Here is a 12,288-nt window from a genome sequence, read left to right on the forward strand (position 1 = left end):
GAAGCCCTAAGTTATTTTAATGCTATTTAAAGCTTTTACTCATTAATAGCTTTCCAAAGCATATCTTTTAATTCGGTAAGTCCTTTTTGAGCCACTGAAGAAATAAAAACATGCGGTATTTCAGGTAAATCCTGTTTCATCTCATCAATCAACTCCTGATCCAACATATCGGATTTTGTAATTGCCAGCAAGCGCTGTTTGTCCAGAAGTTCCGGGTTAAACTGTTTTAGTTCGTTCAACAGAATTTTGTATTCATTATGAATGTCGTCGCTATCGGCAGCTACCATAAACAGAAGAACAGAATTTCGCTCAATGTGTCGTAAAAACCGCAATCCAAGTCCACGCCCCTCGTGCGCACCTTCAATAATACCAGGAATATCTGCCATCACAAATGAGCGATTGTCACGGTAAGACACGATACCTAAATTAGGAACCAATGTGGTAAAAGGATAATCAGCAATTTTAGGTTTTGCCGCAGATACAACAGAAAGCAAGGTAGATTTACCTACACTTGGAAAACCAACTAAACCAACATCTGCAAGAACCTTTAATTCTAGTATTACCGGTCGTTCCACTCTTTCTTCTCCGCTTTGAGCATAACGAGGTGTTTGATTTGTTGAAGATCTGAAATTCCAGTTTCCAAGACCTCCACGACCACCTTTCACTAAGATTTTCTCTTCACCATCTTCGGTTACATCAAAAATAACTTCACCAGTTTCAGCATCGCGGGCAACAGTACCCAATGGCACCTCAATCACCTTATCCTCTCCTTCTTTACCCGTACTTCGGCTCTGCCCACCATCACCTCCATCACCAGAAAAGACGTGACGACTGTATTTTAAATGCACCAGAGTCCAAAGTTGCTTATTTGCACGTATGATAACATGTCCTCCCCGGCCACCATCACCACCATCCGGTCCACCGGTCATTGTCAACTTATCCCTGAAAAGGTGGGTTGACCCGGCACCTCCTGCACCCGAACGACAAAATATTTTTACGTAATCAACAAAATTAGACCCAGCCATAATATATATTTTTAATCTATTGTACTTCAACAGGAACTAATTGTCCCGTTAAACATTTTTCCAGCAATAAGCTAATTCGTTCAAGTACATCATCTAATGATCCTATTGCATCGAGAGAGTGATACACACCCTTTTCTTTATACCGCTTTGCAATCGGAGCAGTAACATCTTCATAAATCCGAAGTCGTTTTTCAATTACTTCTCTTCCTGAATCATCCGGCCGACCGGAAGATTCGCCTCTTTTTAAAAGTCGTTGAATTAATTCTTCTTCTTCCACTTTTAATTCGATAACTATATCAACAACACTGTCCCTTTTAGCAAGCATTCCGTCAAACACATCAATCTGACCTTCGTGACGCGGCATGCCATCGTATACAAAACCCTTTGCTTCGATATTGCTGTCTAAAAATTTCTCAACAATTCGATATGCTAATTTATCCGGGAAAAAATTTCCTCCATCAATCAATCTTTTTGCTTCCAATCCTTCGGGTGTTGCCAGCTTAATTTCTTCTCTGCACACATCGCCTGTAGAAAGGTGAATCAACCCATATTTTTTCTGAAGCAACTTAGATTGAGTTCCTTTTCCCGAACCTGGAGGTCCAAACAAAACAATGTTCAACATTTACTTTTCAATTACAGTATACACATCCGGAAGGTTTCTACCCATTCCATCATAATCCAATCCTCTTCCAACAATAAAATCATTCGGTATTTCCATACCTACGTAATTTAATTTCACATCACGAATCAAAGCATCTGGTTTAAACAACATGGTTGCAATCAAAACTTCTTTGGCTTCGTAATCTTTAATTTGTTCCAGTGTATTTGTGATCGTAATTCCTGTATCAACAATATCTTCCAACAACACAACCGTTCTGTCTTTTAAATCTTCTGTAAAACCCATTAGTTTTTTCACTTTCCCAGTTGTTCCCATTCCATCGTATGAGGACAATCTCATAAATGTAATCTGAGCATTTTCAACAGTAATCTGCTTCATCAAATCCGATGCAAACATGAAAGAACCATTTAAAATACAAATAAATAACGGATTTGTCCCAGCAAGATCCTTATTCATTTTTTCAGCCATTTCAGCAATTACATTGTCAATATCCTCAGAAGGAATAGACACTCTAAATTCTCGATCCAGAAGTTTTACAGTTTTCATTGATTCAATTTTTGTCTTAGTTGTCCGATTTCCCCCAACAAGATTTCCCTTGAAATATCGGGCGTTTAAGGCAATGCCCTAAAATATCGTAAAATAAATATGTCTCACTCTTAAAAAACAGAAATAAAAAATGTTTCAATTCCACAGTGTTACATACATATTTTTTTTTCAATTTTACGCTTGAAAAAATAGTAAGTGATGCAAGTAACATTGGAATTAAAACAATTCCTTAATTTTAGCTGCAAAAGTACAATTTTTTGTCATTTTATTTACCAAATCCACGAATAAAACCATATGAAAGCAAAAGTAAGTATCATAATGGGAAGTACATCCGACCTTCCGGTTATGGAAAAAGCCGCCAAAGTCTTAAACGACTTCAAAATCCCTTTCGAGATTCATGCATTATCTGCTCACCGAACACCTGAAGAAGTTGAGAAATTTGCCAAAGGAGCATTCGATCGTGGAATAAAAGCCATTATTGCCGGAGCAGGAATGGCAGCACATCTGCCTGGTGTAATTGCTGCAATGACACCAGTACCGGTAATTGGAGTACCAATCAATGCATCCTTAGATGGTATGGATGCACTTTTAAGTATTGCTCAAATGCCTCCGGGAATTCCTGTTGCAACAGTCGGCATTAACGGTGCTATGAATGCAGGTATTCTTGCCGGACAAATGCTTGCCATAGCGGATAGCGAATTGCAAAAAGATGTTATCGCGTTTAAAGAAAGTCTCAAAGAAAAAATCGTTAAAGCGAATGAAGAATTATCTTCTATCAAATACGAATTCAAGACCAACTAGGAAACAAAATAAAACCCACCACTACAAAACCACAAAACATAATTCTGTTTTGTGGTTTTTTTTATTATATTTACCACTAATATAATTCTGATTAACATTTAAACAATGTAATTCTACTTATAACAAACAATCAGTGCTTATAAAATCACACAATTACTATTTTCAACAATAATATTATTTCATAGGTTCAAGGATATCAACACATTAAAGTTTTCTCGAAATAGATAATAATCATAAGAGGAAAGGTGTTCATTTACTCTTTCTATGACTTGGACAATAATCTCAGGATGAAAAAAACATATCTTCTTCTTCTTCTTTTACTCCCAATTCATTTATTCGCATCAAATGAAAATCATTTAGCTGGTGCCCGCTCGCATGCAATGGGAAATTCAAGTGTCGCATTATTAGATATTTGGGCAGGGTTCCACAATCAGGCAATACTGGCAAAATTGGATGAAAAATCTTTTGGAGCCTACTACGAAAATCGGTTTGAAGTAAAAGAACTAAGCACAAAAGCATTTCATTTTAACTATCCGACTCAACTGGGAACTTTCAGTATGACTTATACACAATTTGGTTTTAATCTATATAAAGAAACCAAAATTGGTATCGCTTATTCCCGTGCTTTAGGGAAACACTTTTGGGCAGGATTGCAATTTGATCAAATCCGACAAGAATTGAATCAATCCTACGGATCACAGAACAAATACACATTCGAAGCTGGAATTCTCGCAGAAATATTTCCTGATATTCATTTAGGCTTTCATATTTTCAACCCAAGTCAAACAAATTTCACCACTGCAGATTATGAAGATAAAATTCCCTGTACTGCAAGATTTGGTCTTTCGTGGAAGATGTCCGATCAAATGATTATCACCTCTGAAATTGAAAAGGATTTGGATCATGACATGAGAAGCAAATTTGGCATTGAATACGGAATAACTGAAAAAATATCCCTACGCGCCGGAGTTTACAATCATCCGAATTCAATTAGCATGGGAATGGGATTTTCTTTTAAAATTGTGAAAGCCAACATTTCCTTTTCCCGGCATCCGGTATTGGGTTATACTCCTTCGGCTGATATCAATATAACCTTTTAGTTTGTGCGCATGAATACCTCAAAACATTTAATAATCCTCTTTTGTTTACTTTGTTGCGCACTAATAACCAAATCACAAAATACAGCATCACAAAATGATTTGATTGAAAATTTAATTGAATCAATTGCAGAACAAAGCGAAGAAGATTTGGATTACTCAAATCTGCTCGACGAATTAAACATCCTTTTAACTGATCCAATAAATTTAAATAGTGCGAATGAAAATGATCTTAACAAGCTGTTTATTCTCAATAAAAATCAAATCACCAATTTCATTAAATACAGAGAAAGTACCGGCCAAATCTTTAGTCTTTATGAATTACAGCTAATACCCGGATTTTCATCGGAAATTATTCGAACCATTGCTCCTTTTGTTAGTCTAAAACAAATGGCACAAGACACTCTCAGCAAAAGAAAAAAAGCAAAGCACATTCTGCTTTTAAAATCCGAAAGAACAATTGAGGAAGAAAAAGGCTACACTACTGAAAATGCAAACTCAAGATATCTTGGAAACCCATGGAAATATTATTCGCGCTACCAATATACATCTCCTGAAAAAAATGTCTCTTTTGGCTTCACATCCGAAAAAGACAAAGGAGAACCGTTTTTTGAAGCAGAAAATAAGAATGGTTTCGATTTTTACTCAGCCTACATTCAATACAATTCCAAAGGAATTTTAAAACAAGTAAATCTTGGTAATTATCAGATCAAATTTGGACAAGGACTGAGTATTTGGTCTGGATTGGGAGGTGGAAAATCCTCTTTAACAACCCATAACGCATACAAATCTCAAGGAATTAAAAGCTATAAATCTACTGATGAAAACCAATTCCATCGTGGCATATCGTTACTATTAGCACCTCTTAAAAATGTAAATTTTGCACTGTTCACCTCCTACAAAAAGAAAGACGGCACTCTTCAATCCGATTCCATAAAACCTTTTATATCCAGCATTGTAAACACAGGCTTTCATAGAAATTCCAGCGAATTTGATAAAAAACACAAATTAGAAGAAATGATTTTTGGCTCCTATTTATCAGCCAATCTGAAAAAGATAGAACTGGGAATATCATTTCTGCAATCTAAATATACACCTGAAATAAAAGGAACCGATGCGGCTTACAATTTTCACGGTTTTAAGGGTAGTGAAAACCGTAATATTAGTCTTTACTACGAAACTCAATTTCGATCGATACACTTATACGGAGAAATAGCTCAAAGCAAATCCGGAGGCAAAGCACTTTTGCAAGGGGCAAATATTCAGGCTCACCCACAACTTAACTTCGAGCTGATCTACCGAAAATACGATCCGGATTATCATGCCTTATTCTCGAATGCATTTGCAGAACAAAGTAAAACTCAAAACGAAGAAGGTTTCTACATGGGAGTCGAATTTCATCCTTATCCAAAATGGACACTAAAAGCTTATTACGATCAGTTCCAATTTCCCTGGCTGAGATATTCAGCCAACTCACCCAGTGAAGGACATGAATATTTCTCACAGCTTGAATTTACTCCTAACAATTCGGTTTCGGTTTATTTTAGGTACAAGCAGGAGAGCAAACCAGAAAATGACAGTTCAGGTGTTATCAAAAGTCTGGTCGACCAGAAGAAAAATCAATACCGTCTTCATTTGTCGGCAAAACTGAATGAGAATTGGGAAATTAGAAACCGAATTGAAATCTCACAATACCAAAAAGAAAATATCAATGAAAATGGTTATCTCCTTTATCAGGATTTAATTTATCACTTTACGAACAAACCTATTTCCCTGAATCTTCGTTACGCTTTATTCGACACAGATTCTTTTAATTCGAGAATTTACGCGTACGAAAATGACATTCTTTACGCCTACTCCGTGCCCGCCTACTATCTAAAAGGAAATCGTTTTTATATCAATTTTAACTGGGAATTAAACAGGCATCTTAAATTATACGCAAGATATTCTCAAACAAAATATTCCAACCAAACAAGCATAGGCTCCGGCAACTCAGAAATCAAAGACGACACAAAATCAGAGATTAAATTATTACTCAAATTTCGTTTTTAACGACCGATAATTAAATGAATTTCGCGACAAGTTCATTGTACTCCTTGACTTTGTTCATTTATACATCGCAATAATTTCGCAATTCAAGAATCCTTTCTTACTTTCGAACCCCAAATTCAATAAGCATGAAAAAAATAATCAATCCTTATATCGAAACCGAAAATGGAAACTGCTTTGGCTGCTCCCCAAAAAATGAGCAGGGTTTGCAAATGGAATTCTTCGAAGATGGCGATTTTATTGTCTCTCACTGGAATCCGAAAGCTTATTTGTCAGGTTTTAAAAATGTATTGCACGGAGGAGTTCAGACTACTATTCTTGATGAAATTGCTTGCTGGGTAGTATTTGTAAAATGCCAAACCAGTGGAGTAACCACAGCCTTAAATGCAAAATTCAGAAGCTCTGCTTTTACAGATAAAGGATTACTGACAGTTCGGGCTCAATTAATTTCTCAGGAAAAGAAATTTGCGAACATTCATGCAGAAATATTGGATGAAAATGGAAAAGTCTGCTCTGAAGCAGAAATCCAGTATATGATATTTCCTACTGAAATGGCAAAGAAAAAGTTTGGGTATCCAGGAATCGAAGCATTCTATAAATAAAATTACACGAGATTAAGATCTTCATTGTATCTCTTCCATCGTTTTTCTTCCATTTCCATAAAACGGCCGAACTTATAAGGTGGATCTATCGATATATCCATCTTCTCGTTTGTAACCGGATGATGAAACTGAAGCCCTGTTGCGCACAGGAACAATCCTTTCCTGCGCAAAATCTCACCTTCACTTCCATATAGTTTATCGCCCAAAATTGGAGTTCCCATTCCTGCCATATGAATTCTCAACTGATGAGTTCTTCCCGTTTTTGGAAACAAATGAACCATATTTAAGGTTTGATTTCGAATCGAATTATTTCTTTGAATCACCCGAAATGAACTTACAGCATCCTTACCTTCAACTGGCATATCAACCTTACCTTTATCAGGCAAACTGCCTATAACTACTGCTGTATATTGCTTGCTGACAGTTCTATTTTCGAATTGCGCTCCTAAGCTCTTAATTGCATGGGATGTTTTTGCTATCAATAACAATCCACAAGTAGGATTATCCAAACGATGAACCGGACGAAAAACCGTCAAAGCATCAATACATGTTGACAGCTTTAAATTAAACGGCAAAGTATTCTGTATAGTACGAAATAAATTTCCACTTACCGAAATGCCGGCAGGTTTATTAATCACGGCAATATGCTCATCTTCATAAATTACCTCTAGTTCCAATTCAAATACCTTTGCCGGAGGCAATTCCAAATCACACATGTCAATTCGCTGCCCTGATTCTACCCACAAACCAGTTTTTGCAACAACTCCATTCACCAGTACCATTCCCTTCTTTATTGCCTTCTTCATCCCCTGATGAGATGAAATTGAAACAAAAACAGAAGGAGCATAATCCTGCAAACGAATATCGCTTATGCCGTCTGGAACAATATGCGTTTCGATTACTTTCACAATATTTTAGTTTAAGTTTCTATACCTGAAAGATAAAACAAAATCAGGACAGTATTTGCCTTAGATCGACACCCGATAAAAAAATGTCGTAATTCTGTAACAATACGATTCAAACATCTAATCTGCTTTCTCTTAAATATGTAATTTTAATTCTTAACAAATTAAAACAATAATATTATTTCCTCCTGCAAACCTTTGTTTCTGATAAATATCAGCTTTTTAATGGGCAGACAAAAAAGTTTTTAATTTTGAAATTTAAAAATTTTACTACTTTTGCGCCTTATTATAAAGGCATCATCTGGGAAACTGGTAGTTTCCAGTAAAAAAGCAATTGTTTTTTTAACTGGCCAAAAAACAAAAGGATGAAAAAGACAAATGCGGCCCGCATTTTAGATCGGGCAAAAATTGAATACGAAATTATCGATTACGATGTGGATCCAATAGAATTGGGAGCCGAACGCGTAGCTGAAAAAACGGGTCAGCATATTCAATTTATCTTCAAAACACTTGTCCTTACCGGAGATAAAACAGGCACAATTGTCGCTTGCATTCCCGGAGCCTCCGAACTTGATCTTAAAGCATTCGCAACTCTTAGCGGCAATAAAAAATGTGCAATGGTTCCCATGAAAAATATTCAGGAACTAACAGGCTATATTCGTGGTGGCTGTTCTCCTCTGGGAATGAAAAAAGATTATCCTATCTTTATGGATATGAGTGCTCTTAAGCTTGACTACGTGTTAATCAGTGCCGGCATCAGAGGCAAACAACTAAAACTAAATCCACATGATCTGCTAAAAGTATCAGGTGCAGCAACCGGAGCAATAGCCACCCTAAAATCCCAAACTACATGATAAAAAGTAAAGCGATTATTTGGGATTACAACGGAACACTTTTGGATGATCTGTCGATAGGACTTAAGAGTATCAACCAAATGCTGATAAAAAGAGAGCTTCCTATATTAAGCACGGAAAGCTATAGAGACGTTTTTACTTTTCCGGTAAAAAAATATTACGAATCTGTTGGATTCAATTTTGAAAAGGAAGATTGGGATCTTACAGCAAAAGAATTTATCTCCAATTACAAATCCTTATTACCTGAATCAAGCATATTTCCCGAAGCTATTCAGCTTCTTTCCCATTTTTCGTCCTTAGGTAAAAAACAATTTATCCTGTCGGCAATGGAACAGAACATGCTGAACGCTTCGGTTGCAAGTGAAAATATTGGCAGTTTTTTCTCTGAAATTTCCGGCATTGATAATATTTATGCCAGTTCGAAAATTGCAAATGGAATTAAAATAATTGAAAGTCATCAGCTTACTCCGAAAGATGTTTGCCTGTTTGGTGACACCACTCACGACTACGAAGTTGCTCAGGAATTAGGCTGTAATTGTATATTAATTGCTGCAGGTCATCAATCCATCAAAAAATTAAATGAGACAGGTTGCCCTATTGTGGTCAATCACCTTAACGATATTATAAAGAATTAAAACAACCATTTTTAGTAACTACTATTTTTAAACCTAAACAATCATTTTAAGATGAAAAAATTACTTGTAATCTTTGCTGTTCTGGCTTCCTTCGCAGTGAATGCTCAAAACTTTCAGTTGCACCGCGATTTCGACAGAGATCAATTCACCTCCACTTTCGAAATGTTTAAAATGGACAAATGGGGTAACACATTTACTTTCGTAGATTTTGATTACAATTCTGAAAACGGAATCAACCAAGGTTATTTTGAGATTGCCCGTGTCTTAAAAACAGAAAAAATGCCTGTCGGTATCCATATTGAATTCAATGGTGGTGTTGGAAATGCCACAAACTTCGGATACACCATTACAAATGCCTGGATTTATGGTTTGAACTATTCTAAAGGAAATGCAAAATGTGGATTTTCGGCTTATGCAGGTTACAAATCTTTTAAAAATGCCGGCAAAGGTAATTTTCAGGTAACAGGAACCTGGTATGCAAACCTGTTTAAAAATAAAGTAACACTATCTGGTTTTGCTGATCTTTGGTCAGAAAATGGAGACAATAAAGCCATTGCCTCAGGTATTGTTTCAGACAAACTGGTTTTCTTAGCTGAACCTCAATTTTGGTATAATGCCACAGAAAACATATCTCTTGGTGGAGAAATTGAAATCTCTAACAATTTTGCTGGTGACGACTTTAAAGTTCGTCCTACTTTAGCTGTAAAATGGAATTTCTAATCGGAAAACTAATTATAAACAACCATGTTAGATAAATTTTTTAATATCACCGGGCAAGGTTCAAACATGAAGACAGAGATTGTCGCCGGTTTAACCACCTTTGCTACGATGGCCTATATTTTGGCTGTAAATCCATACTTTCTCTCCGTTGCAGGAATGGATTATGGTGCTGTAATGACTGCAACTGCATTATCTGCAGTGATTGCTACATTAGTTATGGCATTGGTTGCTAAACTTCCTTTTGCTTTAGCTCCGGGGATGGGATTAAATGCCTTTTTCGCATTCACCGTATGTGGTGTAATGGGATGCAGCTGGCAGTTAGCTCTTACCGCAGTATTTGCTGAAGGTATCATCTTTCTTTTACTTACGTTCTTTAACGTTCGCGAAGCCATTATCAACTCAATTCCTACCAATATTAAACATGCTATTTCTGTAGGTATTGGTCTGTTTATTGCTTTTATAGGATTGGCACATAAAGATGTTGCAATTATTGTACAAGGACAAGGAGTTCCTGTTCACTTAGGAAATCTTCATTCTGCAGGGGCATTGCTTTGTATTTTAGGTATCATTATTATTGGCCTGCTTTTGGTTCGCAATGTAAAAGGTGCAATTTTAATTGGTCTTCTGGCTGTAACTGCAGTTGGATTGATTCCAGGAATAGACGTTACAAGTCTTCCTAAGGATGGTGGTATTGTAAGTCTTCCTCCATCATTAGAGCCTATCTTTTTCAAATTTGTAGGATTTGAGGAGGTTCTTTCATGGAAATTTGTTTCTATCCTATTCGTTTTCCTTTTTGTAGATATGTTCGATACTGTTGGAACTCTTGTAGGTGTATCTTCAAAAGCAAATCTTTTGGATGAAAAAGGAAGAGTACCCCGTGTTAAACAAGCTCTTTTTGCTGATGCTATTGGTACTACTGTAGGTGCAGTATTGGGAACATCAACTGTAACAACTTACGTTGAAAGTGCTGCCGGTGTAGCCGAAGGTGGAAAAACAGGTATGACCTCATTGGTTGTGGCATTCATGTTCTTTCTTGCCTTATTTTTCACACCACTTTTCACAATGATTCCTGCGGCTGCCAGTTCATCAGTTCTTGTAATCATCGGTATTTTCATGATGAGTCCAATCACAAAAATCAACTTTGATGATTACTCAGAATTCATTCCGGCTTTCCTTACCATGATTATGATGCCTCTTGCATACAGTATCGCAGAAGGTATTGCATTCGGTATGCTTTCCTATGTAATCTTAAAAGTACTAACAGGCCGTTACAAGGAACTAAACATTGCAATGATTTGTATTGCCTTTTTATTCGTACTGAAATACATTTATAATATTGGTGAGTAATTACTTCCCAAAACATTTACAATCCCTCATACAATGTATGGGGGATTTTTTTATCCTTTCTTTTTCAACTTCACAAAAACAAAACCACACTCAATCATCAGATATCAACCATCAGTCACTATTATAAATTCATTCATCCGAACTTTATTGTTTTTTATCCGTTTAAGAATACGTGTTGAAATAAATAAGGAAAGATATGAGAGCGAGCAAATTAATAGGTTGGGCATTTCTTATTATATCAGGAATAATTTCCTGTTCCACATCGGAAGAGGATATGAATATGGAGATTCAAATTACCAATTCTGTGAATATTGAAGAAAATGCGATGGTGAACTGCATTTTGGAAGACCTTCTTTGCGAGGTGGAAAAAAATGTGATTGCAACCGATTATGGTACAAAGTCAAAAGACAATACCAAAAGAGATTCAATTCCAGTCATTAAAGTAAGCGGTGACAATGAACCTCCAACATCCACAAAAACAATAAGTATCAACTATGGATCAAGTAATCATACCGATCATCTGGGAAGATTAAAGCGTGGACAAATACACAATGAAATTTCAGGGAGATACATGACGAATCAGACTCTTCAATCTATTCATTTTGAAGAATTTTGTATTAATGATCTAAAAATAGAAGGTCATATTGAAATTACATCGAATGGATTCAACGAATTTGATCAGCTAAGCTTTACTATTTCGTACGACAATATTGTTTTCACCTCTTCAAACGGATTACAATACAGTATTTCTGGTACAAAAACCAAAGAATGGATTGACGGATACAACACCCCGGAAAACCCATGGGATGATCAATTTCTGGTTTCCGGTGAATGCCATGGAATCAATTCTGAAAACAGAGAATATCATTCAAAGATATCAACACCATTGTTAATAAGTCGCTCGTGCGAATTCATTTTATCCGGCGAAACTGAATTTCAAGTAGAAAATGAAACTGTATTTTATAGTTTTGGAGATAGGATGTGCGATAATAAGGGATACTACATCCGAAATGGCAAGACAAATAATTTTGAATTTGGCAGATATTCTTTTAGAAAAATAACCCAATAAATTTCTTGATGCATAAATG

Annotated in this window: 13 protein-coding genes; 9 read left to right on the forward strand and 4 right to left on the reverse strand. The window is 36.1% G+C overall.

All coding sequences use genetic code 11. The features are described from left to right. Positions 1-35: 35 nt before the first annotated feature. Genes obgE through hpt form a run of 3 tightly spaced genes read right to left on the reverse strand, consistent with a single transcriptional unit; the run spans position 36 to position 2,190 of the window. Positions 36-1,025, reverse strand: coding sequence for a GTPase ObgE (gene obgE, locus ACY0M5_RS00585; protein ID WP_101308043.1), 990 nt, complete (start codon positions 1,023-1,025; stop codon positions 36-38). 16 nt (positions 1,026-1,041) lie between these two features. After that, positions 1,042-1,647 carry an adenylate kinase gene (locus tag ACY0M5_RS00590; RefSeq protein ID WP_124992552.1) on the reverse strand — a complete coding sequence of 202 codons (606 nt, stop codon included), beginning with the start codon at positions 1,645-1,647 and terminating at the stop codon, positions 1,042-1,044. Continuing rightward, a complete protein-coding gene (gene hpt, locus ACY0M5_RS00595) occupies positions 1,648-2,190 on the reverse strand; it encodes a hypoxanthine phosphoribosyltransferase (protein ID WP_101308041.1) in 543 nt (180 codons plus the stop codon). A gap of 294 nt (positions 2,191-2,484) precedes the next feature. On the opposite strand from hpt, the gene purE reads away from it, so the two are divergent. From purE to ACY0M5_RS00615, 4 genes are all read left to right on the forward strand, one after another. Then, positions 2,485-2,991, forward strand: a complete 507-nt coding sequence (purE, locus tag ACY0M5_RS00600; protein WP_461630472.1) for a 5-(carboxyamino)imidazole ribonucleotide mutase — start codon at positions 2,485-2,487, stop codon at positions 2,989-2,991. Positions 2,992-3,278: 287 nt separating this feature from the next. Continuing rightward, on the forward strand, positions 3,279-4,091 hold the full coding sequence (locus tag ACY0M5_RS00605) for a PorV/PorQ family protein (RefSeq protein ID WP_461630473.1): 813 nt from the start codon (positions 3,279-3,281) through the stop codon (positions 4,089-4,091). A 99-nt stretch (positions 4,092-4,190) separates the two neighbouring features. Next, positions 4,191-6,140, forward strand: a complete 1,950-nt coding sequence (locus tag ACY0M5_RS00610) for a helix-hairpin-helix domain-containing protein (RefSeq protein ID WP_461630474.1) — start codon at positions 4,191-4,193, stop codon at positions 6,138-6,140. A 125-nt stretch (positions 6,141-6,265) separates the two neighbouring features. Further along, positions 6,266-6,739, forward strand: coding sequence for a PaaI family thioesterase (locus ACY0M5_RS00615; RefSeq protein WP_461630475.1), 474 nt, complete (start codon positions 6,266-6,268; stop codon positions 6,737-6,739). A gap of 2 nt (positions 6,740-6,741) precedes the next feature. Here the strand turns inward: ACY0M5_RS00615 and ACY0M5_RS00620 are convergent, their stop codons facing one another. Further along, on the reverse strand, positions 6,742-7,647 hold the full coding sequence (locus ACY0M5_RS00620; RefSeq protein ID WP_461630476.1) for an RluA family pseudouridine synthase: 906 nt from the start codon (positions 7,645-7,647) through the stop codon (positions 6,742-6,744). Between the two features lie 362 nt (positions 7,648-8,009). On the opposite strand from ACY0M5_RS00620, the gene ybaK reads away from it, so the two are divergent. From ybaK to ACY0M5_RS00645, 5 genes are all read left to right on the forward strand, one after another. After that, on the forward strand, positions 8,010-8,498 hold the full coding sequence (gene ybaK, locus ACY0M5_RS00625; protein WP_124992558.1) for a Cys-tRNA(Pro) deacylase: 489 nt from the start codon (positions 8,010-8,012) through the stop codon (positions 8,496-8,498). Then, positions 8,495-9,133 (forward strand): HAD family hydrolase, encoded by a 639-nt coding sequence (locus tag ACY0M5_RS00630; RefSeq protein WP_461630477.1) that lies wholly within the window; start codon positions 8,495-8,497, stop codon positions 9,131-9,133. Before ybaK ends, ACY0M5_RS00630 begins: the two co-directional genes overlap by 4 nt. A 51-nt stretch (positions 9,134-9,184) precedes the next feature. Further along, positions 9,185-9,853 (forward strand): DUF5020 family protein, encoded by a 669-nt coding sequence (locus ACY0M5_RS00635; protein ID WP_461630478.1) that lies wholly within the window; start codon positions 9,185-9,187, stop codon positions 9,851-9,853. 24 nt (positions 9,854-9,877) lie between these two features. Beyond that, positions 9,878-11,200, forward strand: a complete 1,323-nt coding sequence (locus ACY0M5_RS00640; RefSeq protein ID WP_124992561.1) for an NCS2 family permease — start codon at positions 9,878-9,880, stop codon at positions 11,198-11,200. 196 nt (positions 11,201-11,396) lie between these two features. After that, complete coding sequence (locus ACY0M5_RS00645; RefSeq protein ID WP_461630479.1) at positions 11,397-12,269, forward strand: hypothetical protein; 873 nt, start codon at positions 11,397-11,399, stop codon at positions 12,267-12,269. The last annotated feature ends 19 nt before the right edge of the window (positions 12,270-12,288 follow it).

Source organism: Labilibaculum euxinicum, assembly GCF_963678175.1.
Taxonomy (GTDB): Bacteria; Bacteroidota; Bacteroidia; order Bacteroidales; family Marinifilaceae; genus Labilibaculum; species Labilibaculum euxinus.

Coding starts and splice junctions, on each gene's coding strand:
- obgE (WP_101308043.1), bottom strand. CDS start 1,025: ATGGCTGGGTCTAATTTTGTTGATTACGTAAAAATATTTTGTCGTTCG.
- ACY0M5_RS00590 (WP_124992552.1), bottom strand. CDS start 1,647: ATGTTGAACATTGTTTTGTTTGGACCTCCAGGTTCGGGAAAAGGAACT.
- hpt (WP_101308041.1), bottom strand. CDS start 2,190: ATGAAAACTGTAAAACTTCTGGATCGAGAATTTAGAGTGTCTATTCCT.
- purE (WP_461630472.1), top strand. CDS start 2,485: ATGAAAGCAAAAGTAAGTATCATAATGGGAAGTACATCCGACCTTCCG.
- ACY0M5_RS00605 (WP_461630473.1), top strand. CDS start 3,279: ATGAAAAAAACATATCTTCTTCTTCTTCTTTTACTCCCAATTCATTTA.
- ACY0M5_RS00615 (WP_461630475.1), top strand. CDS start 6,266: ATGAAAAAAATAATCAATCCTTATATCGAAACCGAAAATGGAAACTGC.
- ybaK (WP_124992558.1), top strand. CDS start 8,010: ATGAAAAAGACAAATGCGGCCCGCATTTTAGATCGGGCAAAAATTGAA.
- ACY0M5_RS00630 (WP_461630477.1), top strand. CDS start 8,495: ATGATAAAAAGTAAAGCGATTATTTGGGATTACAACGGAACACTTTTG.
- ACY0M5_RS00635 (WP_461630478.1), top strand. CDS start 9,185: ATGAAAAAATTACTTGTAATCTTTGCTGTTCTGGCTTCCTTCGCAGTG.
- ACY0M5_RS00640 (WP_124992561.1), top strand. CDS start 9,878: ATGTTAGATAAATTTTTTAATATCACCGGGCAAGGTTCAAACATGAAG.
- ACY0M5_RS00645 (WP_461630479.1), top strand. CDS start 11,397: ATGAGAGCGAGCAAATTAATAGGTTGGGCATTTCTTATTATATCAGGA.